Source organism: Streptococcus sp. 2022WUSS037 (assembly GCF_044427225.1).
In the GTDB taxonomy this organism is placed as follows: domain Bacteria; phylum Bacillota; class Bacilli; order Lactobacillales; family Streptococcaceae; genus Streptococcus.
On the sequence record NZ_JAOTGJ010000025.1, the window covers coordinates 1 to 22,643 of the forward strand.

21 protein-coding genes and 2 pseudogenes are annotated in these 22,643 nt (G+C 43.9%); 3 read left to right on the forward strand and 20 right to left on the reverse strand.

What is annotated here, in order from left to right; genetic code table 11:
- Nucleotides 1-167: 167 nt before the first annotated feature.
- Nucleotides 168-863, reverse strand: a complete 696-nt coding sequence (locus tag ODU55_RS08675; protein WP_398582559.1) for a hypothetical protein — start codon at nucleotides 861-863, stop codon at nucleotides 168-170.
- 111 nt (nucleotides 864-974) lie between these two features.
- On the opposite strand from ODU55_RS08675, the gene ODU55_RS08680 reads away from it, so the two are divergent.
- Complete coding sequence (locus tag ODU55_RS08680) at nucleotides 975-1,295, forward strand: winged helix-turn-helix transcriptional regulator (RefSeq protein WP_398582560.1); 321 nt, start codon at nucleotides 975-977, stop codon at nucleotides 1,293-1,295.
- Between the two features lie 57 nt (nucleotides 1,296-1,352).
- Here ODU55_RS08680 and ODU55_RS08685 read toward each other — a convergent pair whose 3' ends face one another.
- From ODU55_RS08685 to tehB, 3 genes are all read right to left on the reverse strand, one after another.
- The gene (locus tag ODU55_RS08685; RefSeq protein ID WP_398582561.1) at nucleotides 1,353-3,803 is read right to left on the reverse strand and encodes a heavy metal translocating P-type ATPase; all 2,451 of its coding nucleotides are present in this window, start codon (nucleotides 3,801-3,803) and stop codon (nucleotides 1,353-1,355) included.
- Between the two features lie 117 nt (nucleotides 3,804-3,920).
- Nucleotides 3,921-5,813: a C69 family dipeptidase gene (locus ODU55_RS08690; RefSeq protein ID WP_398582562.1), complete on the reverse strand. Its 1,893-nt coding sequence runs from the start codon at nucleotides 5,811-5,813 to the stop codon at nucleotides 3,921-3,923.
- Between the two features lie 90 nt (nucleotides 5,814-5,903).
- Nucleotides 5,904-6,764, reverse strand: a complete 861-nt coding sequence (gene tehB, locus ODU55_RS08695; RefSeq protein WP_398582563.1) for an SAM-dependent methyltransferase TehB — start codon at nucleotides 6,762-6,764, stop codon at nucleotides 5,904-5,906.
- A gap of 155 nt (nucleotides 6,765-6,919) precedes the next feature.
- Between tehB and ODU55_RS08700 the strand changes: the two genes are divergently transcribed.
- Nucleotides 6,920-7,963: a zinc-binding dehydrogenase gene (locus ODU55_RS08700; protein ID WP_029177130.1), complete on the forward strand. Its 1,044-nt coding sequence runs from the start codon at nucleotides 6,920-6,922 to the stop codon at nucleotides 7,961-7,963.
- Between the two features lie 261 nt (nucleotides 7,964-8,224).
- Here ODU55_RS08700 and ODU55_RS08705 read toward each other — a convergent pair whose 3' ends face one another.
- The 13 genes and pseudogenes from ODU55_RS08705 to ybeY form a co-directional block, all read right to left on the reverse strand.
- Nucleotides 8,225-8,674 (reverse strand): type II toxin-antitoxin system HicB family antitoxin, encoded by a 450-nt coding sequence (locus tag ODU55_RS08705; protein WP_024404710.1) that lies wholly within the window; start codon nucleotides 8,672-8,674, stop codon nucleotides 8,225-8,227.
- Nucleotides 8,675-8,711: 37 nt separating this feature from the next.
- Complete coding sequence (locus ODU55_RS08710; protein ID WP_014637653.1) at nucleotides 8,712-8,894, reverse strand: type II toxin-antitoxin system HicA family toxin; 183 nt, start codon at nucleotides 8,892-8,894, stop codon at nucleotides 8,712-8,714.
- Nucleotides 8,895-9,026: 132 nt separating this feature from the next.
- Nucleotides 9,027-9,494: an SsrA-binding protein SmpB gene (smpB, locus tag ODU55_RS08715; RefSeq protein ID WP_002935771.1), complete on the reverse strand. Its 468-nt coding sequence runs from the start codon at nucleotides 9,492-9,494 to the stop codon at nucleotides 9,027-9,029.
- A gap of 2 nt (nucleotides 9,495-9,496) precedes the next feature.
- Entirely contained in the window at nucleotides 9,497-11,866 is a 2,370-nt protein-coding gene (gene rnr / locus ODU55_RS08720; protein ID WP_398582564.1) for a ribonuclease R, read from the reverse strand.
- 374 nt (nucleotides 11,867-12,240) lie between these two features.
- Nucleotides 12,241-12,474: a preprotein translocase subunit SecG gene (gene secG, locus ODU55_RS08725; RefSeq protein ID WP_398582565.1), complete on the reverse strand. Its 234-nt coding sequence runs from the start codon at nucleotides 12,472-12,474 to the stop codon at nucleotides 12,241-12,243.
- Between the two features lie 46 nt (nucleotides 12,475-12,520).
- On the reverse strand, nucleotides 12,521-12,670 hold the full coding sequence (gene rpmG, locus ODU55_RS08730; RefSeq protein WP_012775228.1) for a 50S ribosomal protein L33: 150 nt from the start codon (nucleotides 12,668-12,670) through the stop codon (nucleotides 12,521-12,523).
- Nucleotides 12,670-13,875 carry a multidrug efflux MFS transporter gene (locus ODU55_RS08735; protein ID WP_024411776.1) on the reverse strand — a complete coding sequence of 402 codons (1,206 nt, stop codon included), beginning with the start codon at nucleotides 13,873-13,875 and terminating at the stop codon, nucleotides 12,670-12,672. The genes rpmG and ODU55_RS08735 overlap by 1 nt, the downstream gene beginning before the upstream one ends.
- The gene (coaE, locus tag ODU55_RS08740) at nucleotides 13,862-14,464 is read right to left on the reverse strand and encodes a dephospho-CoA kinase (protein WP_398582566.1); all 603 of its coding nucleotides are present in this window, start codon (nucleotides 14,462-14,464) and stop codon (nucleotides 13,862-13,864) included. The genes ODU55_RS08735 and coaE overlap by 14 nt, the downstream gene beginning before the upstream one ends.
- Nucleotides 14,457-15,284, reverse strand: coding sequence for a DNA-formamidopyrimidine glycosylase (gene mutM / locus ODU55_RS08745; RefSeq protein ID WP_398582567.1), 828 nt, complete (start codon nucleotides 15,282-15,284; stop codon nucleotides 14,457-14,459). Before mutM ends, coaE begins: the two co-directional genes overlap by 8 nt.
- 522 nt (nucleotides 15,285-15,806) lie before the next feature.
- Nucleotides 15,807-16,166, reverse strand: a pseudogene (locus tag ODU55_RS08750) (GNAT family N-acetyltransferase); the annotation flags it as partial.
- Between the two features lie 636 nt (nucleotides 16,167-16,802).
- A complete protein-coding gene (gene era / locus ODU55_RS08755) occupies nucleotides 16,803-17,702 on the reverse strand; it encodes a GTPase Era (RefSeq protein WP_002935752.1) in 900 nt (299 codons plus the stop codon).
- Nucleotides 17,703-17,718: 16 nt separating this feature from the next.
- Entirely contained in the window at nucleotides 17,719-18,120 is a 402-nt protein-coding gene (locus ODU55_RS08760; protein ID WP_398582568.1) for a diacylglycerol kinase family protein, read from the reverse strand.
- On the reverse strand, nucleotides 18,101-18,598 hold the full coding sequence (gene ybeY, locus ODU55_RS08765; protein WP_398582569.1) for an rRNA maturation RNase YbeY: 498 nt from the start codon (nucleotides 18,596-18,598) through the stop codon (nucleotides 18,101-18,103). The genes ODU55_RS08760 and ybeY overlap by 20 nt, the downstream gene beginning before the upstream one ends.
- A gap of 99 nt (nucleotides 18,599-18,697) precedes the next feature.
- Here ybeY and ODU55_RS08770 point away from each other — a divergent pair, with 99 nt between their 5' ends.
- Nucleotides 18,698-19,510 (forward strand): MurR/RpiR family transcriptional regulator, encoded by an 813-nt coding sequence (locus tag ODU55_RS08770; protein ID WP_398582570.1) that lies wholly within the window; start codon nucleotides 18,698-18,700, stop codon nucleotides 19,508-19,510.
- A 103-nt stretch (nucleotides 19,511-19,613) separates the two neighbouring features.
- Here the strand turns inward: ODU55_RS08770 and ODU55_RS08775 are convergent, their stop codons facing one another.
- From ODU55_RS08775 to ODU55_RS08785, 3 genes and pseudogenes are all read right to left on the reverse strand, one after another.
- On the reverse strand, nucleotides 19,614-21,122 hold the full coding sequence (locus ODU55_RS08775) for a PTS transporter subunit EIIC (protein WP_398582571.1): 1,509 nt from the start codon (nucleotides 21,120-21,122) through the stop codon (nucleotides 19,614-19,616).
- A 27-nt stretch (nucleotides 21,123-21,149) separates the two neighbouring features.
- Nucleotides 21,150-21,530, reverse strand: a pseudogene (locus ODU55_RS08780) (N-acetylmannosamine-6-phosphate 2-epimerase); the annotation flags it as partial.
- A gap of 148 nt (nucleotides 21,531-21,678) precedes the next feature.
- Entirely contained in the window at nucleotides 21,679-22,641 is a 963-nt protein-coding gene (locus ODU55_RS08785) for an acetylxylan esterase (protein WP_398582572.1), read from the reverse strand.
- Nucleotides 22,642-22,643 lie beyond the last annotated feature (2 nt).

Below are 22,643 nucleotides of genomic sequence, written 5' to 3' on the forward strand. Positions count from 1 at the left end.
TGAAACAAAGACATGGTCTTGATGTCGCCAGAGCATCAGGTCTTTTCAACATGGAATTACAAGCAGCCACCACCATATTTGTAGTCAATATGAAGCGAATTATGACCTTAATAGACCAAAAGGAAGAATAGAAAAATAGGAATTCTCCCAATCATTTAGGAGAATTCCTATTTTTTATAAGAGTCGGAGTAACTGGAGACTTTTTCAGTGGGCTCCAAACATACTTGCCCTTTTTTACCATAGTCGTCCACCACTGCTTGGCAGACACTTGCCCAATCAGCAGTGAAGGGACATTTTTCATAGCGAATAAGATGGGACTGACCAGGTCCTTCAAAAAGAATAACTTGATAACCTTGTTCTAGGGCAGGAACGACGGATGTGAAATATAATTCCTCCAATAGGGCATCGAAACCTCCGCAGACAAAGAAGGTCCCCTTAGGGCTACCATTTTGAGGTTTAAACAGGAGAGTTCGCAGGGTTTTGCCTTGATATTGGACAGGGTATTGTTCGTAGGGAATAGACAACAAATCCAAGCCTCGATAAAAATAGGCAACGGATTTTTCATAAGCTTCCAGTTTCCGTTTATCAGTCGGATGTAAGAAAAATTCTGCCGCTTGGAAATACCGGCTAGCCCTCAAATAGGCCCTACCTTTAGAAATATCTGACCGATTCTGGTTTACTTCCTCTATCAAATGATGTCCAAAATCTGACCATTCTTTATACCAAGATTCTGCCTTTCCTGCTTTGATTTTTTCACAAATTCGTGCAACTTCTGCATAGTCTGCTCCTCCATAGGGTGCATACCAAAGCACCCTTGTCGCTTCAAATTCAAACGGAAAAAATGAAAAGAAATGATGTTTCATCGGTTAACTCCTTTATTGGTAATTTGTAAATTCCACACAATTTTCTGTAAAAATACAATTTTAGTATATAATAGTTACAAGAAGAAAAATAGAAGTTACTTTGAGGTTCCTATGACAGAACAGCATCCATTACGCGAGCTCGCCCTTCCATTACTTGGAAAATGGGCCGTCGCCATCATCCTAGCATTGGCAGAAGAAGACAAACATTTTGCCCTTTTGGAGAGAGAAATTGGGCAGGTATCTCGAAAAGTGCTCAACCAAAATCTCAAGGCTCTCATCGAGATAAACTTGGTTGAAAAAATCGGACAAGCTTCACAAGGGTACAAGGTTTTCTATCGCTTAACCCCTCTAGGTAAAGAATTTCTCCCCTTGCTCCTTCAAATCAAGCAGTGGATAAAAGATCATGAAGAAGAACTGAAACCTAAAAAATAAAAAGATTTAAGATGGAAGCATCATTTGAACAGATACTTCTCTCTTAAATCTTTTTTTCTACATTTTCACCCTTTTCAATCGCAGAGCGTTCAAGACGACTGACACTGAACTGAGGGCCATGGCTGCACCTGCAAACATAGGATTGAGCAGAGGACCACCAAATACATGTAAGAGCCCCATGGCGATTGGGATGCCAATTACATTATAAGCAAAGGCCCAGAAGAGATTTTGTTTGATGGTCCGCATGGTTGCCTGGCTGAGTTTGACAGCCTTGACCACATCCAAAATGTCACTATGCATGAGAACAATGTCGGCAGACTCAATGGCAATATCAGTCCCTGAACCAATAGCTAGACCCACATGGGCTTGAGCTAGGGCTGGGGCATCGTTGATGCCATCCCCCACCATGGCGACTGTCTTGCCCTGTTCTTGTAAGAGCTTGACTTGGTTGGCCTTGTCATCTGGTAAGACCTGACTGACCACCTGCTCAATGCCGACTTCCTTGGCAATGGCCTGGGCAGTTTTTTCATTGTCCCCTGTCAGCATGACCACTTCTAATTCCATAGCTTGCAGAGCCTGGACAGCCCGACGGCTGGTCTCTTTTACTTTATCAGCAATGGCAATGACTGCTAGTAATTCTTGCTGGCTGGCTAGGAAAACAGGCGTCTTGGCTTGATGGGCAAATGCCTCCGCGACTGCAGGCCCTTGGGAAACATCAATTCCCTGTTCCCGCATCAACCGTTCATTACCCAGATAGATTGTCTGCTCTGCTATTGTCACCGAAAGACCACGACCTGAAAGAGCCTGAAAATCGGTGGCGGGCAAGAGATCAATCTTTTCTGTCTGTGCAGCTTGCAGGAGAGCCTGAGCCAAGGGATGCTCGGAAAATTGCTCGCTACTTGCGGCCAGCTGGAGGACCTGCTCACGATTTTTAGCTGACACCAGATGAATATCTGTCACCTGAGGTTTGCCCTCAGTAATAGTCCCTGTCTTGTCGAAAACAATAGTATTCACACCTTGTAGGGTCTCAATAGCTTGTCCAGACTTGAACAAAAGACCGTTTTCTGCCCCTTTTCCAGTCCCAACCATGATAGCCGTCGGAGTTGCTAGACCCAAAGCACAAGGGCAGGCGATGACCAAGACGGCGATGATAATACTTAGTGAAAAAATCCAGGATTCTTGCCCCAAGAAGTACCAGACCAGACCGGACAAGAATGCCAAGCCCATGACAACTGGCACAAAGACGGCAGATACTTGGTCAGCCAATTTGGCGATGGGTGCCTTTGACCCTTGAGCCTCTTCTACCAAACGAATAATTTGAGCCAGAGTCGTATCACGACCAACCTTGGTAGCCTGCATGGTAATGGCACCTTGCTGGTTAAGGGTACCGCCAAAAACATTGTCGCCTAGTACTTTCTTCACTGGCAAGCTCTCACCCGTCAACATGGATTCATCGACACGTGTCTGGCCTTCTAGAACTTGACCGTCAACTGGAATCTGCTGACCTGGGCGAACAATGACCTGGTCACCGACCACCACTTCTTCAATCGGTACTTGCATTTCCTGCCCATTTCGTAGGATCTGGGCAGTCTTGGGAGCCAGATTCATCAACTTCTTAATGGCCTCAGAAGTCTGACCTTTAGATCTCACTTCAAAATATTTTCCAAGGGTAATCAAGGTCAAGATAACGGCGGCTGATTCAAAATACAGTTCAGGATGGTGACCGTGCATGGCTACTTCTTTCCCCATCAGAAGAAAGGCAATCATCAAAAGACCTTGAACCAAGGCTGCCCCTGTCCCAACAGCAATCAAGGAATCCATATTGGGATGGCCTTGCAAGAGAGTTTTAAAGCCCTTTTGGAAAAAACTGCGTCCCAAATAAAGGACAGGGATGAGCAAGATGACTTGGCTGACCGCATAAACTAGTGGTTGATGGAGCAAGGCTGGTAATGGGAGCCCACCCCAAGGTAACATTGGCCCCATAGCAATATAGAGCAGGGGAAGGGTAAAGACAGCTGACCAGACAAATCGTTTCAAAAGAATGTCTTCCTTGCTTGGTCCCTTGTCCACCGTCTCTTCTACATCTTCAGGTCTGATCAGTTGATAACCTGCCTGCTCAACTGCTTTTTCAAGACTAGCTGGATTTTGCCTATCACGGCTATAACGGATAGTAGCCTTTTCTGTTGCCAGATTGACAGAGACTTCTTCTACGCCCTCTAGTTTGCCCAGAGCTTTTTCAACCGTCATGGCACAGGAAGCACAGGTCATGCCTGAAATGTCATATGACTCGGTCACCAAGTTATCGACTAGCTGATAACCCGCCTTTTCAACTGCCTGACGAATATCCTCTAGTCCCAAAAGCTTTTCATCGTAGATAACACTCAATTTTTCAGTCGCTAGATTGACACTGGCTTCTTCTACTCCTGCTAATTTACCAACAGCCTTTTCAACTGTCATGGCACAAGAGGCACAGGTCATGCCTGAAATGGGATAGGTTGCATGTTTCATATCTTTCTCCTTTGACTACATTTGTAATCACATTATACATAAAACGACTACATTTGTAAACAAAATTGTTTCAAAAAAGTAGATTGAAATCAATCCAACCTACTTTTACATATTCATTTACTCTTTACCGGATTTTTTTCGATTAAGGAAAATAGCTGTTAAAATTCCTGCAACACCTAGCGCCACCAACAGGAGGCTGACTTGCTCACCTGTACTAGGAAGACTTGATTTACCTTTTTTATTGGTAGGTGTTACTTTCTTATCAGAAGATACTACTGTTCCGCTTGATGAGGAAGTATCCGTAGCTCCTCCTGTGTCAGAAGCACTTGTAGACTGACTTGTACTGCTTGAAGTACTGGTTGAAGTTTCGGTACCACTTGATGATGGCTCAGTGCTGGTCGATGGTTCAGTACTACTTGATGATGGTTCGGTACTAGTGGATGGTTCAGTACTACTTGATGAGTCGGTGCTGCTGGATGACGGAGTGGTTGCAGCTTCAATTTTAGCCATCATTTCAGCCTCGACAGCTTTTAGTTGGGCAAAAATGTCTGCTGAACGCGCCAAGGTTTCCTCAGTTACAGTTGGAGCTAGAGCTACAGCTGCATCTTCTGAAAGTCCCGCATATTGAGCATCAAGAGCTGCCTGTGCAGCAATCCATTCATTTTCAAGAGCAATCCACTTTTCTTGAATCGATGTACCAAATAACTCTGGGTGTGAGATGGCCATCTTATCAATATTTTGTACCGTCCAGTACCATGAATTGGTATCATAAGAAGCTGAGCGATTTTTAAATGCTTCATAAGTATCTGTTACAAGTCCATAGAATGGTACATATGGTGTATTTCTAGTCTGACCAAGTCCCAACCAAACAATCCCTCCAAAGGCAGACGGCAAACTTTCTTTTATTTGATAAACGTGAGCATCAATGACATTTTCATTACCAAGAGCGTATTTATACGTTGCATCTGTTGCTTGGTCATTCGCACCGTTATCCCCTTGTTTTACCTTGCCCGCTTCATCGTCTGGACGAAATTCTGGAAGATGTTCAAAACGGTTACGTTGTAAGGCAAAGGTGTCTTGTAAACTAAAGCGACGACTTGAATCTGTTGGCTGACGTAGCAAATCATACACAGCATCTTCATAGGTTACAGGCGATGCTGGATCCATCAATTTAATACCTGCATACACACGGGAACGGTCTGCTTCAGCATAAGTTGCAGGACCGTATGATTTAGCGATATGGAACTGCCCATCGACTGTCACATAATTATCCGCTTGTTTGGCTACTTCTTCAACCTTTGCAGAAGCAATCACATTTTCTGTATCGGTAAAATCAACATGACCTAGATAGTAAGTATTTGCAAAAATTGCATACTTGTCTTCAGGGAACTTGATGGCTACGTATTGGTGTCCTGACAAAATTTCCATGTACCAAACTTCATTTTTGTCAGCAATGATAACAATATTTCCTTCAGCAGAGCCTTTTTCATCGATTGTCTTTGCAATCAGCTCAACACCTTCACGCGCACTAGTGACCCTAGGAAGAACATAATCAATAAAAATTGGTTCTCCCAGCCCTCCAGCTTCAACTAGAGGATCAACTGCCAAGACTTTAGCATTTGGAATAGCTGTTACAGTAGCAGTCATGGATACGCCTTTTTCGTTAAAACCGTGCGCCCCATAATTACCATTTGAACCATCCCCACGCGCCGCATCAGGCGTAGAGGTATACTTGAACTCATTTGCCAAGTGTGGTGCTGTAAAACCAAATGTCTCATCCACCAACATATCTCCCTCAACATAAGTTGCTGCTGGAACCACAATATAATTTTTATTGTGCGCTCCATTATCTGGTGGATAGGGATAATCTTCCGTTCTACCATAAAGGATAGAACCATCCGTTGTCAACCCTTTCCCAATGATAAAGCCTGAACAGGCTTGAACAATTTGGGCAGGGAGCATGCACACCAGCATGAGAAATGCTGCAATGCGAACTAAAGTCTTTTTCATAAGACTCTCTCCTTTCATATAATAAAATACCCATTTGCACATATATTGTAACGCAAAAGCACCTGCCTTGCAAGTGTTTTCAGAGCTATTTTACACATTTTTTCTAGCCAACATGGTCGCAAACCGCATCTTAAGGAAATTGCCATTTTCATCCCGTTTATGGAGCTGGCCAAAATCTTCATTGTACTTGACCAATTCCCAGTCACGATAGTATTCCTTCAACTCTCCCGCTCCGAAGGTAAAGGAGAAATTCATAGGACAGGGTGCATCTTCCGTATCCATGGCCGCTACAATCAAGTTATAACCACCCGGCCGAGTCTGCTCCTGCATATTGCGTATAATGGCTGGCACACGATCCCTCTCCAAGAACATAAAGACCACAGTTGAGATAATCCAGTCGTAATCCTGCTCCAGACTAGCTGAGTTGATGTCATAGGTCCCAGCTTGTAGATCCAAATCCTCCGCTTCCTTGACCTGCAAGAGCGTCTGAATGCTCGGCACGTGCTTGTCAACCGCCGTCACCTCAAATCCCTGCTGGGCTAGATAGAGACTATTGCGACCATGACCGCAACCCAAATCCAAAACCTTGCAGGGCTCGATGATTTTCAAGGCCTCCAAGACTTCTGAATGCGTCCGAGTATAGTCATACTTTTTGGCAAAATAATCTTCTGGTTGACAGAAAAATTCCAAGAAAAACTCCGTATCCTCTGTCAACAGGGCCACCCGATGCCAAGCCTGTGGCTCCACAAAAGGAATATCGTCTGTCGGACCATAGACAAATTCTCCCAAAATTTCATTATCATCTGAAATGGGCTCAAATTTGAGTTGACCCTTCAAGACCTTGATTTTGGCCCAAGTCCCCACCTTGGTATTATGCTTGGTCAAAAAATGCTGAGGAACCGTATCCTGATTCCAAATGGGCATGCGTTTGTAAGGAACTAAAACTGTCATTATTTCTCCTTCTAGTCAATAGTAGTTCTAGTCTATCACAAAGGAAATATGAATTCAAACCTATTTTTTACTTGACTTGGAGTTGACTCCAAGGTGTATAATAGTTCTTATCAATCAGAAAGGATATTTACTTGCACAGTAAATGTGAGATAAATATGAAAGCAGCTATTTATGAAAAAGCCGGTAAGATGACCGTTGCAGAAATCGAAAAACCAAGCCTTCAAGCTAAGGATGATGTCATTATCAAGGTCGTGCGGGCCTGCGTCTGTGGCTCAGACCTTTGGGGCTACGGTGAGGATATTCACCATGACCACGGTGACACAAACTCTGGTCATGAAGCCATCGGTATCGTTGAAGAGGTAGGCGAAGACATTACAACACTTGTTCCTGGTGACTTCGTTATTGTTCCATTTACACATGGTTGCGGACACTGTGATGCCTGTCGCGCTGGCTTTGACGGTACTTGTGACAACCATCCAGGCTACACCAACTGGGGCAACAACTACCAGTCTCAATACATTCGTTTCCACTACGGCAACTGGGCCTTGGTCAAAGTTCCTGGTCAGCCAAGTGACTACTCAGAAGGCATGATTAAATCCCTTTTGACATTAGCTGATGTTATGCCAACAGGCTACCACGCAGCCCGCGTAGCAGATGTCAAACCAGGCGACAAGGTCGTCGTCATCGGTGACGGAGCGGTTGGCCAATGTGCCGTCATTGCTGCAAAAATGCGCGGAGCTTCTCAGATTATCATGATGAGCCGCCATGCAGACCGCCAGCAAATGGCTTTGGAATCAGGAGCGACTGCTATTGTTGCCGAACGGGGTGAGGAAGGTATTGCCAAAGTCCGTGAAATTCTAGGTGGCGGAGCTGATGCTGCCCTCGAATGTGTTGGTACAGAAGCCTCTATTGACCAAGCCCTCGGTGTTCTTCACAATGGTGGTCGTATCGGTTTTGTCGGTGTGCCACACTACAACAACCACGCCCTTGGCTCAACCTTTGCTCAAAATATCATTATCGGTGGTGGCTCTGCTTCTGTCACAACCTATGATAAGGAAATTTTGCTCGATGCTGTCCTCAAAGGTGACATCAACCCAGGTCGAGTTTTCACCCAAACTTACAGCCTAGACAATATCGACCAAGCCTACAAAGACATGGCCAACCGGAAAACTATTAAAGCAATGGTGACGGTGGATTAATACTCTTCGAAAATCAAACTCAGCCGTTGTTGACTTGATTTGATGAACTTCAGTTCTATCTGCACCTGCGTCGCCTAGCCTGATTTTGATTTTCATTGAGTATAATACAAAAGAGAGCCCCAGATAGTCTCTGAACTGTCTGGGGGTTTTCGTATAATTTATAGAAAGATAAAAACGGAACCATCCCACTCATTAGAACTACTAATGCTCAACGGGAGTAGAAAGGTCCAGTTTCAGCATTTGCAATAACAGAAGCAAGTGTTAAGCATGAATTTTTTTATCTGCAATTGCATCCGTGAGGGTCTGTGAGAAATTCAATCCTAGTTCACGTCCTAGAGTGTCTGCCCAGCGTGGGATAGTGAGTGTTTTCTTTACTGGCTCTTGACTGCCCAAATACTTTGCAACGTCCACCATCACCATGGAGATAAAAGACTTGCTAGAATCGTAAACCATCTCAAAATCCTCATTACGGAAGGGGTTATTATCTACTAATGACAAAGTGTTTATAGAAGACGGGGTAGGAATGTCTCTTCCATTTTCGATATAATCAGCTAAGTTCATGCCTAACCAATCGCTAGCCATTGCCATAGCGTCTGCCATATCTTCGCCCTGAGTTGCTGAATGCTCAAAATCAGGGAAAGTTACAAAGTAAGGGGCGTTAGCTCCGTCTGTATCATCATAATAAAATAAAGCTGGATAAGTGACAAGCATAGTTTACCTCCAAAAGAAAACAAGCGGTAGACTGTTGTTATAACAGCCCTGCTTGCTTTTTGATACCCCTTTCGGTGTATTTGTTAATTTCACCGTGGGGAATGGTTATAGGTCGCTCGCCTGCTTTTTCAAGTTTAACGTGCGACCCCTTACCACCTTTGGTCTTTGTCCAACCATGGGCGGTAAGTAGCTTAACCATTTCTTTTTGTGTCATAGGCATAGCGCTTTTACCTCCTGACAAGATCATTATACCATACGTATTACACGTGTTCAACCATAAAAATCAGAAAATGTCTGAAATTTGTGACTGATACTCAATGAAAATCAAAAAAGACCAGGATTTCTCCCAGTCTTAGCGACTATTGATAGCCTTCATAGTCCGCTTAATATCACGGTCTTGCTCACGGCGTTTGATGGACTCTCGCTTGTCGTAGTCATGCTTCCCTTTGGCAAGCCCAATCAGGACCTTGGCAAAGCCGTCCTTGATATAGACTTTGAGCGGCACCAGGGTCATCCCTGTTCCCTTGACCTCATTGCCCAAGGACTCAATCTGCTTCTTCCGCAAGAGCAGCTTGCGGGTCCGCGTTGGCTCCTGGTTCCAGATATTGCCCTCATCATAGGGAGCGATATGGACATTGACCAACCAAGCCTCGCCCTGCTTGATTTGGGCAAAGCCATCCTTAAGGTTGATCCGCCCCGCACGAATAGACTTAATCTCCGTCCCCGTCAGGACCATCCCCGCCTCCACCGTATCGACAATGGTATAGTCGTGGCGGGCTTTTTTATTCTGTGCAATCACATTGCCCTCACCCTTGGCCATGCCTATCTCCTTTTCTTCTTGTTCTTTTTAGCCACTTCTTTGTAAAATGGTTTCTTTTTCTTGTCTTTTTTACCACTTTTTGACTTGTGGTCTTTCCCAGACTTGTGACGTCCGCTGTCGCGACCAGCAGCTTCTTGTTTGTGGTGCTTGCCCCGTCCTCGCCCTGATCGATCATCACGGTCACGGTTGGAGTGACTAGCAGTTCTCCGCTTAGCTTTCAAAGCTTTTTCTACGATATCCAGCTCGGACGGCACGTGGGCAAAATCGATTTCCCCTGTCATCTTGTCCGCCCGCGTTAGTTTGATACGGATTGGCTGACCGACACGGAAGACCCGACCAGATTTCTCACCCTGCAAGGTCAGAGTCCGCTCGTGGAACTGGTAGTACTCGTTGAGGTTGGTGACATGGATCAGACCTTCAACCGTATTTGGCAACTCTACAAAGAGCCCAAACTTGACCACGCTAGACACGACACCATCAAACTCTTGCCCAACAAATTCTTGCATGAACTCTGCCTTCTTCATGGCTTCGACTTCCCGCTCTGCCTCAATAGCACGTCGTTCTAGACTGGACGAAGACTTGGCAAGCTCAGGAATAACCTGCTCAAAATGCTCTGCTTTTTCCGCAGGATTGTGACCATACTCCCGCACCATACGGTGAACAAGCAGGTCAGGATAGCGGCGGATAGGGCTGGTGAAGTGGGTGTAAAACTCCGCACCTAGTCCATAGTGGCCGTGGTTGTGCTCCGAGTAACGTGCCTGCTGCATGGAGCGAAGCAACATCATGTTGAGGACATCCGCATAGGGTTCATCCTTGACCCGCTCCATGAGATCCTGAAGGGCGTCCTGGCTGATAGAGCTGGCCGTACCATAGACCGTCAGACCGAAGCTGGTCGCATAGTCGATGAACTTCTGCAACTTGTCTGACTTAGGCTCCTCGTGGATCCGATAGATAAAAGGTAGGTCCAACTTGGCAAAATGCTCAGCAACGCACTCATTGGCAGCCAGCATGAAGGACTCAATCATCCGCTCGGCAATGCCTCGCTGGCGCAGTTGAATATCGACTGGCAGACCATCCTTGTTGACGATGATTTTAGCTTCAGCTGTATCAAAGTTGAGAGCCCCACGCTTATAGCGCATGGCTTCCAGCGTTTCATGGAGTTTGACCATGAGGTCCACACTCGGCACGATTGCCTTGTATTTGTCCAACTTTTCCTGATTGCCCGCAATCATATCATTGACATCGGAATAGGTCATGCGGAAGGTCGTTTTGATGACCGTCTGACCAATCCAGTGCTTGACCACCTTGCCTTTACGGTCAATTTCCATAATAGCCGACTGGGTCAGGCGATCCACATTTGGATTAAGGGAACAAATGCCATTTGATAAACGTTCTGGCAGCATTGGCACCACACGGTCGGTCACATAGACAGAGGTTCCGCGTTTGACAGCTTCCTGGTCCAAGGCAGAACCTTCGGTCACATAGTAGCTGACATCAGCGATATGGACACCCAGTTCCAGATTACCATTCTTGAGCTGCTTGATATGGACCGCATCATCCAAGTCCTTGGCATCCGCACCGTCAATGGTGAAGATGATTTCATCTCGCAGGTCCAAGCGTCCTTCAAAGTCCTGTTCTGACGGACTTTCTGGCACTCGATTGGCCTCCGCCAAGACTTCATCAGGGAATTCCGACACGATGTCCATGGATTCCAAAACTTCCAAGACATCGATCCCCACATCGTCCTTGTGGCCCACCACGTCCCGAATGGTCGCAATAAAGTGGTCCCGCTTCTTATTTGGATAGGCTTCAATATCGACTTTGAGGATTTCCGTTCCGGTCAATACCAGAGGTGACTTCTTGATGTAAATCTTCTGAGCGATTTTCTGATTTTTAGACTTGATGTAGCCTGCATATTCTGGCTTATCTTCGTCAAAAACAATCAAGCCCACCGCAGTTTTCAGGCTATGTTCTAAAATATCAATGACTTCCGCTTCCGCAGCCGTCCCCTTGAGCCTGTCCGCCACTTTCTTGATCGCAACTTCCACTCGGTCGCCCTCGATGGCAAAATTAACATCGTCACGACTGACAAAGAGATCATCTTCCTCTTCATCAATGGTCACAAAACCAAAACCTGACTTGTGGGCACGGAAAATACCCTGCAAGGTCACCTTGTTTTTAGAGATTTTTGAAGCTGGAAGAGCGATTCGTCCTGCTTGATCAAAGACAAGTTGACGGCTACCTTCCATGCTAGAAACCAGCTTGACCAAGTCTGTGAAGCTCTTAGCAGAACTGGCTCCAAACTGGTCTGCCAGCTGGTCCATGGTCACAGGACCAACTTCTTTAATATAGTTTATAATTTCGTTTTTCATGTTGTAATTACCAGAGTACTAGTTAAGAATCTAGCACTATTTCTCTTAGTGTGCGTTATATCCAGACGCAGTGGTTGATTGCTCCAACAATCAAATGATTGTTGGAGGTGGGAGATAGGATTTGCAAAGCAAATTTCAATAGTTCGCGTAACGCTCCGAACCATACCTATTCAACTTATGCGGGGGTGGAGTAAAATAGTCCAGTGGAGTGAAACAGTTTGGGGAACTGTTTCAGCTGGTCACCTAAAAATAAGAAAGTGACCATAAAATCCCGAACCAATCAATACGAAAGTGAGGGGAACTTCCTTTGCATTTGTCGAGTTCTGGCCCACTCCCAAAAAAATAGACCAAGAACAAGTCCCAGTCTGATTTATCTATCTACTTGAAATGATAACAAGTGCTAGCGCATCCAACATCCATAGGAAAATAAGGATAGCTGTAATACGTTGCATAACCGCTTCAAAACCACGCGCCTTTGTACGCTCAAACAAAGCACCACTAGAAGAGTCAAAGACGTTGCTAGACTGGTTTTTAGCCGGTTGAATAAAAATCACTACAATCAAAATAACAGATAAAATCAACAGAATTGCTAATAATGCTTGATACATATTTTTTTCACTTTCTACAATAACTTATGACATTATACCATAAAACCTACTTAGTTTCAAGGTGGAGGGTTACTTTTCTCTCTTTTGGGCAGTATTTAAGGACTTCAATCTTATCTGGGTGAGTCTTGGCGTTTTTGCTAGTCAAGTAGTTCTTACTACCACATTCTGAACATTGTAAATTGATTTTAACTCTCACTAAACATCCCTTACTTTCAAATAGTTTCTAAAATTGGTCAAAGACCAGATAAGGTTAAAGAGGACCAGTCCGCTCGACAGATAGAAAACCCAGTCATAACCCATGTGAGCAGCCACCGCAGACCCCATCATGGGACCAACAACAGAACCTAGATTATTAAAGAGTTGGTTGTAGGAAAATATCCTTGAAATCCCTTCTTTTGGGGTCAACTTGGTCAAAAGAGAATTGACCGAAGGCAACAATGCTCCTGTCCCAAAACCATACATGAATCGCAACAAACCAAGCTGGAAAGGATTTTCTGCAAAAACACAGAAAACATTAATCAACAGACTATAAGTCAAAGCAATCAATAGAAGTCGATGATTGCCAATACGATCACCAATTTTCCCTAAATAACCTGATGTCACTAGCGATGCCATACCAGGCAAGGAAATGATAAAACCAGCAACAAATAACAGATTATCTGTCTGTCCCAAATGCCGCACGTAGAGGGTCAATATAGGAACAACAGCCTGAGCAGCTGCAATAATAATCATAGAAGTCACAAAAAGCCCAACCAGCATCTGCCGATCTTTCACCTGCTCAAATACCTCTTTAACCGACATCTCTTCGCCTTTTTTGATTGGAACAAAATCCTCTCGAATATAGAAAACGGTCAGTAACACAACGATAGCATAAAGAAGTCCCACCAGCAAAAATACCGTATGTACGCCAAACATCTCTGCTAAAATACCACCCAGGGTCGGACCAATCAAATTACCCGCTACCGCACCTGTTGATAAGGTCCCCAGAGCATACCCCGTCTTATCCTTTGGAACTTGACTGGCTATCAGGGCAGTGGCATTGGGAATGTACCCTGTAAATACCCCATTTAGGACACGTAAGGCAAGCAACCAAAAAACATTTGGTACAAAGGCCATACCACCCATAGTAAAAATCATCGCAAAAGCAGCCCGCACCATCATGGGCTTGCGACCGTAACGGTCCGCCAAACTCCCCCAAATAGGTGCCATCAAGGCTGCCGCAAGGGCATTAACAGACACCGCAAGTCCCGCATAATATTCTACCTGTCCAGGGCCTACCCCCAACTCTTCCACAAAAACCGAGATAAAAGGCATAACCAAGGTAAAACTCGTCCCTGTTAGGAAATTTCCCAACCAAGCCACCTTCAAATTCTGCTTCCAATAACTACTACCGTCGTCCATCCTTTAATTCCTCCAAAAGTGCGGCAACCTGACCCAAAGTCGCCTCAACCGCTCCGCTATTGTCAATAAGGACCTGGGCCCTAGTCCGTTTTTCCTCTAAAGAAAGCTGAGCTGCCAGCCGATTTTCCGCATCTTGAACAGACAAGCTATTGCGCTTCATGAGCCGTTCCAACTGCTGCGCTCTATCGACATAGACCAGCCAGACTTCATCTACCTCCCCGCTATAATCCGCCTCGTAGAGCAGGGGAATATCCATGAAAATCACTGGCTCGGTCTGCTTGAAGGCATCCCTTCTAGCTAACAATTCTTGCCTGATAATCTGGTCCTGCAAGACAGATAAACGAGCCCGCAGTTTACTATCCGCAAAAACAGCCTGACCTAGCTTAATCCTATCTAGACTGCCATCAGCTGACAGGATAGCTTCCCCAAACTCAGCAAGTAAGACCTGATAGAGTTTTCCGCCCCTGGCCTGCAATTCATGCACGACCGCATCCGCATCGATGACTGGATAGCCCTGTTCTCGCAAAAAAGCTGTAACCGTTGATTTTCCTGAAGCGATACCCCCTGTTAAACCGATAACTTTAGCCATATTTCACCTGACACTGAGGACAGAAATGTGTCCCACGACCGCCCAGCTGGATTTTGACAATCTCTGTCTGGCAACGGGGACAGGCCTGCCCTGTCTTTCCATAAACTTGTAAATAATCCTGCATGGTCCCGTCCATGCCCAAGGCATTCTTATAGGTCCGAATAGTTGAGCCACCTTTTTCGATACCCAGTTGCAGAACTTCTATGGTGGCTTGACGGAGGTCTGCCACCTGCTCAGCCGATAGCTGACAACTAGCTTGAGCAGGGTGAACTTGGGCCCTGAACAAGACCTCATCGACATAGATATTGCCCAAACCAACCACTAAAGACTGGGCCAAAAGATGCGACTTAATAGGCTTTTTCGACTTAGCTAACTTTTTGGCAAATTCTTCTAAGTCAAAATCTTCCTCCGTCGGCTCAGGACCGATTTTTCGACTGATAAAATAGGCATCCACATCTGCCTTGCCCAGCAGTTCCATTGTGCCAAACTTGCGGACATCCTGGTAAACCAAGGTCGATCCGTCCGTGAAAGTAAAAAAGGCATGGAAATGCTTGTTTGCAGGCACCTGGTCAGGAAAGAAATTATACTTACCTTCCATCCGCAAGTGGGAAATGAGGACATGGTCCGTCAGATAAATCAAGAGATACTTGCCACGACGGTCCACATCCAGAATTTCTTGGCCTAGCAAGTTCTGACAAAAAGCATCGGCACCAGTCTTAACCATGGGAGCATAGGTCACCTTGACCTTTTCGATGACCTTTCCTTTGACCAACCGATTCAAACCACGACGAACCGTCTCAACCTCAGGCAATTCGGGCAATGTACGATACCAAGAGCGTAAAAAGCGACTGAAAATTAGGAGAGCGACGCTGTGTGACTTGCACACAAGGAGCTCTATCTATTTTCCGAGCTTTTAGCTCGGGTTCAAGTACGCAAACACTCGTCCTTTCTAATGAAATTACAATGTCAAAGAAAAATAGGAACCTAACCGACGGTGCTTCGGCACCTAGGTCACGGTTGTCTTTTTTCACAGAGTCGTAGGCGAGTTCAAGACAACACCTAATCGGCTTTCCTTTCTATAATGATAACAAGATGAAGGAGAGCGACGCTGTGTGACTTACACACAAGGAGCTCTATCTATTTTCCGAGCTTTTAGCTCGGGTTCAAGTACGCAAACACTCGTCCTTTCTAATGAAATTACAATGTCAAAGAAAAATAGGAACCTGACCGACGGTGCTTCGACACCTAGGTCACGGTTGTGATTTTCAAAGAGTCGTAGGCGAGTTCAAGACAACGCCTAATCGGCTTTCCTTTCTTAACTAAATGTGTGTTAGACATACTTTTATTCACTATTCAAATCTCGAACATAGTGAACGGTTCGGCTAACTTCTCGGAAGCCATGTTTGATATGAAAATTCTGGCTCAGTAGATTATCCAGTTCCGCATCAGATCCTAGTTGGCATATCCCTTGACTTTTAGCCCAATGCTCAGCAAAATGCAACAGTTCTTTCGCAATCCCTTGACTACGGTAATTCGGGCTAATAAAAATCCCTTCTAAATAGGCAACTGGACTCGCCTGGCATCCTTCTACATAGTCGTGGCGAAGCGACAAACTAATCCACGCTATCGGCTCCTCACTTTGAGAGTAATACAAAAACTCAAAAGGAAACTCATTATTTGAAAATTTTTCTATCAAAACTTGCTCTTTTGTCTGCCAAACCTAACTTGCAAAGAGAGTCCAAGTAGGAAGAGATCGTTCAGTAACTGCTCTAATCGTCATTATATCTCACCGTAACGACGCAAAACACCACAAAAGTGGTGCTTTACGCTTGAAATTAATTCATTCTATTCTGTTGAAGAAAGTCCCCAGACTTCCTTGCTCTCTAGTTTTCAAGCTAGGTTCACACATGGTCACTTTCACATTCCTATGTGACCAGTTGAAACAGTCTATTCCTAGACTGTTTCACTCCCTCGGACTACCTCGCTCTCTGGTTTTCAAGCTCGGGTTCAACTCGCCAAAGTTGAGTGCTTTGAAAAGCTACTCAACTTTGGCAATTCAAGCCCTATGCCACTTCTCAGAGTTCGTGTCAACATCTCAGCGCAGTGGTTGATTGGCAGATTCGTTCGTATTTCATACTCCAAATCTGACCTAATCAACTGTGCGGGGATGAGAAGACGAACTCTTTTTTGACCATTTGAGTTCTTTCTCACTCACTAGGCGACTTACTAGTTTCTCACATCATTATGGTCGAATGATGTGAGAAACGTCGATCACTTCCACTGGACTACCTCGCTCTCCAGTTTTCAAGCTCGGGTTAAAAACGTCCCCCGGACGTTTTTAATACTCTTTCTCATTATATCCAAAGTCGGCGAGGTCGAGTTTTTTGTCTCGCCAGTTTTTCTTGACTTTGACCCAGGTTTCGAGGAAAACTTTGTCGCCCAACATCAATTCAATATCACGACGGGCCATGGAGCCGATTTTCTTGAGCATGGCTCCTTGCTTGCCGATGATGATGCCTTTCTGGCTATCACGCTCCACCATAATCGTCGCTCGGATATGGACCTTGTCGGTAAATTCATCACGTTTCATGGACTCGATGACAACGGCAACAGAGTGCGGAATTTCCTCACGGGTCAGGTGTAGAACCTTCTCCCGTATCATCTCAGACACCAAGAAGCGTTCTGGGTGGTCAGTGATTTGGTCCGCAGGGAAATATTGGAAACCTTCATCCAGATTTTCCTTGAGAATTTCCATGAGACGATTAACATTGTTCCCTTGGGTAGCAGAAATTGGCACAATTTCCTTGAAGTCCATCTGTTGACGGAAATCATCAATCTGTTCCAAAAGCTGGTCTGGATGAACCTTGTCAATCTTGTTAACAACGAGAATAACTGGAACCTTGGCCTGCTTGAGCCGTTCCATAATCATGTCGTCACCTTTGCCTCGTTTTTCATCGGCTGGTACCATAAAAAGCACCGTGTCAACTTCACGAAGAGTGCTATAGGCAGATTCCACCATAAAGTCTCCCAAAGCCGTCTTAGGCTTGTGAATTCCTGGTGTGTCAATGAAGACAATCTGCTCTTCTTCAGTCGTATAAATGCCCATAATCTTATTACGGGTTGTCTGAGCCTTATCGCTCATGATAGCAATTTTTTGCCCCATTACGTAGTTGAGAAAAGTTGATTTCCCAACGTTTGGACGACCTAAAATCGCCACAAAACCTGACTTAAATGTCATGTATTCTCCTTAAATTCTAAAAAATAAAGTCCCAAATTTTAGGCACAAAGATAATCAATCCTGTCAACAAGGCAAATCCTGAAACAAACAAGACTGCTCCTGCCGCCATGTCCTTAGCGTTTTTAGCTAGCATAGAAAAATGATAGCCTGATGCCAAATCCACCACATTTTCAATAGCTGAATTAACAATTTCAAAAGCGATAACCAGACTGATACTAAGCAAGAGGAAGAGCCATTCTGTCACAGATACTTGGAAAATAAGCCCTGCAAGCACAACAAGGACAGCTGAAGCAAGGTGCTTCTTCATATTGCGTTCTTCCTTGAATGCCGTAAACAGGCCCGTTACTGCAAATTCTAGACTAGCAATCAATTCTCGGTTTTTCCAGCGATTTTTTGAATTATTCTCTTGTAAGTCCATAGGCCGTCAAAATTTCTTCTTGTAAACCAAACATTTCTGCTTCTTCTTCTGGCGTATAATGATCATAGCCATTGATATGCAGCAAACCGTGTACAGCTAAAAAGCCCATTTCGCGCTCGTAGCTATGACCATAATCTTCAGCTTGCTCACGCGCCTTATCAATTGAAATATACAATTCACCAATATAGGCATCGAAATCTTCCATCATTTCAGCCAATTCAGGATTATCCAGTAAGTCTTCCTCATCAAAAACAATCTCCGACTCTGGCTTATATTCTAGGCTGACAACGTCTGTCGGACGGTCAATTCCTCGGTACTCCAAGTTAACCTCATGGACACGCTTATTGTCCACAAAGGTCACAGCCATTTCCTTATTCTGCTTGCCAATTTTTTCGGCAGCAAACTGGAGCAATTCCGTAATCTGCTCCTGCATTTGAGCAGAAACCTGCCCTGTTTCATCAATCATTTCAATATACATAATCTTACATTCCTTTTACGTTTCCATTATATCATAAAACCTATCAATGAGGGGGTTTTAGTGGTATAATGTCCTCAGAAGCTATCAGAGGAATGGAAAATGTTACAAACACCGAAACACATCACTGCCATCATTGAGTCTCATCTGGACCAGATGACAAAATTAGAAAAACAAATTGCCAGTTATTTCACTCAGTTAGACCCATCTAGCGCCGATCTTAGCCAAGAAAACACTATACAGCAACTCCACATTTCTCCATCTGCTCTTACCCGTTTTGCTAAAAAATGTGGTTTTTCCGGTTATCGAGAATTTGTCTTTGCCTTTCAGAATAACCAACAATACTTGGATAAACATTTTGAAAAATTACAGCGGAGCCTAACAAAAAAAGTCTTGGTAGACTATGAGGAAATCCTAACTGCTACCAATAAACTTGTTGATGAAGAAAAATTGGAAGAAATTGCCAAACTGATTGACAGTAGTAAGCGTGTCTATTTTTATGGAATCGGCAGTTCTGGTTTGGTTGCAATGGAAATCAAATCCCGCTTTATGCGACTGGGTGTAGTCTGTGATGCAATTACTGATAAAAACAATCTTATTTGGACAACCAATATCCTAGATCAGACCTGCTTGGTTATCGGTCTTTCTCTGTCTGGTCAGACAGAAGAGGTCATGGAGCATCTCCACCTGGCTGCTCAAAAGGGGATTCCTACCGCCCTGTTAACAACTAAGAGTTTTCCCCATCCGACTTTTGACCAAATCATTCCAGTCGCCTCTGTCCGCCACCTCAATTACGGCAATCGTATCTCACCCCAAATTCCCCTACTCATCATGCTAGATATTATCTACGCCTATTTTTTGGCTATTGACAAGGAGAAAAAAGAGAATATTTTCAAGCAAACTATTAGAGAATAATTCATCCGTCTTTCTATTTCACAACAATCTTAATAAAACAAAAAGCATTCAAAAATACCCGATAGGTACAGTTTGAATGCTTTTAATTCGCTTAAATCTAACTCTATTCTTCAAGACCAAGAATTTGATTGATTTCTTGGCTATACAGAATAGCCTTACCTCCGAAAATAGCCTGTATTCCTCCTTTTACATCCAAAACAGCCGTTGCACCTATAGACTGAATAACTCCCTTATCCACAAGACCACTATTTCTAAGCGATACTCTTAATCGAGTCGCACAGGCAGTCACATTCTCAATATTATCTGCTCCACCAAGAGCATCGATGATAGCAATTGCATTATCACGAAGACTAGAACCGTTTGATAAAACTTTTTCAGAATGCGATGCTTGATCACTGCTTTCCATACCAGGAACTAGCACGTGAAATTTGGTTACTAAAAATTTGAAAACTAGATAATAAACTGCTGCCCAAAGCAAACCTACAGGAATCACGTAAATCCAATTGGTTTTGTCATTTCCTTGGAAAACACCAAAAATCAAGTAATCAATAAGCCCACCAGAAAATGAGTTCCCAATACGAATTTGCAGGAGATCCGCAACTAAGAATGATAGTCCATCTAAAAATGCATGAACGACATATAGCCATGGAGCCACAAATAAGAAAGAAAACTCAATTGGTTCCGTAATACCTGTCAATAGGGACGTTAATGCACTGCTCGAATAAAAACTACCAACTTTCTTCCGATTTTCCTTAGGGATGGCATGATACATAGCCAAACATGATGCTGGTAAACCAAATATCATCGTTGCAAATCGACCAGCAAAAAATCGAGTTCCATAAGTAAATAATCCTGTATGATTCGCATCCGCTAATTGGGCAAAGAAAATATTTTGCGCACCTTGGATTGTCTCACCTGCTACTACTTCACTTCCACCTAATGAAGTATACCAAAACATTGGATAGATGGTATGGTGCAAGCCAAACGCACCTGTCAAACGTAAACCAAAACCATATAAGAAGGTTCCAAAACTTCCCATCTCTGCTATTGCCTTACCAAAATCAACTAACAAATTCTGAATCGGTGGCCAAATTATATAAAAAATGGAACCAATCGCAATTGCTGCAAATGATGAAATAATTGGAATAAAGCGAGAGCCACCGAAGAAACCAAGAAAGGCTGGTAATTCAATTTTTCGGTATTTATTGTGTAAAGTTGCAACAGTGATACCAATCGCCAAAGCTCCTAGAACACCAGTATCAATACTTGCTCCTTCCCCTGCAAAAAGAGTTAGAAAGCCACTAATTGTAGCGGTATAAATAAGGTATGCAACACCTGCGGATAGTCCGGCTGTACCCTTATCTGCATCCGCTAATCCGACAGCAACACCAATAGCAAAAATCAACGCTAAATTCGCAAATACCGCACTACCTGCCGTACTCATGATAGTGAATACAGCTTGCAACCACGCTTGATCCAATACAGGAAATTGTGCTACAGCATTACTATTTGATAAAGCGCCTCCAATTCCCAGTAAGAGACCAGCAACAGGCAAAATTGAGATTGGTAGCATAAAGGCCTGCCCTAGCTGAGAAAACTTCTTAAAATTCATACTCCATTCCTTTCTATAACCTATTTATTATTTATGTAAAGCACTAATAAACCGCTCTGCGATTTCCTTTGGACGCGTGATTGCACCACCTACAACGATTCCTGCCACACCTAAATCATGAATAATTTTTACTTGGTCAGGATAGTGTATTTTCCCTTCCGCTATCACATCAATACCTGCTCGGAACAAGCGGTCAACCAATTCAATATCTGGTCCCTCCTCCTGCCTACTATAGGATGTATACCCCGAAAGGGTTGTCCCAACGAAATCCATTCCAGCCTCATAGGCCGTTATCTCCTCTTCATAGGTTGAAATGTCTGCCATAAAGAGTTGTTCGGGGTATTTTTCCTTGATTTGCTTAATGAAATCAACAACATCGAGTCCGTCATAACGCTCACGCTTCGTGCATTATTAGTAGTATGTCACTATCATCACAAGTTCATTTGTGGTTCACGGATATAGGTCATTTATGTTAGTTTCTTTTAGACAAATGTAGTCGTTTATCTAAGACTAACATAGATAGCTTTTCTATCTAGCTTAATGTTACAAATTGGGATTACAAAAAACTTGTCCCAATTAAATAATCATAGACATAGTCATTGACCTTTACATGCATAGCATCATGTCCATAATCTGGTAAGATTTTCATTTGCTTCTCTACCTGCAAACGATTGTAAACTGCAAATTGAGTAGAGGGTGGACAAACACTGTCTTCCAAACCAGTCACCATAGCAACAGGACATTTTATCATGCTAGCAAAATTTTTAATGTCGATATAGGATAGTGTATCCAACATTTTTGACTCAGTCTCATGAAATGGGTCTGAATATTTGAAATAACGGAAAAGTTCATCGTAGGCCTCACTATTGTTGCCCAATTCCAATACCCGCTTAAAATCGGATAGGAAGGGATAAATAGAGACAGTCTTAGACAAATTTGGATAGAGGGCTGCTGCAATCAAGGCTAGGGCTCCTCCCTGAGAAGCTCCGTAACTCATCAAGCGATTGGCATCAACCTCTTCAAATCCTGACACAAGACGAATTAACTGGTAAACATCCAAGTAAACATCCTTATAAAAGAGATGATTTGGACCTTGGACCATCCCTCTAATCACCTGACCCTTGACGGTTATTCCCTCAAAGCAACCCAAATCTTGAGAGCGACCTGCCTGCCCCCTGACATCCATTGCTACAACGCCAATTCCGACGGCTGTGTATTTCAGTAATTCTGACCAGTCTGGACCTTGACCTTGGTAACCATGGAAATAAAAGAGCACTGGTATTTTTTCTTCTTTTTTTGGAAAAATGACTTTAGAAAAAATCTTTGAGCCTCCTTGACCGATAAAGGTCAACTCGGAACAAGCAACCCCTTCTAGGCCGACCTCTTTCTCCACTAATTCAAAATCTGGTAAGTCTGGCAAACTGGCAAGATGACCTTGCCAAAACTGTTCAAAATCTGTTGGGACTTCCTGTCTGCCAAGATAAGACTCCATTTCCTGCAGAGACATTGTATCAATCATAG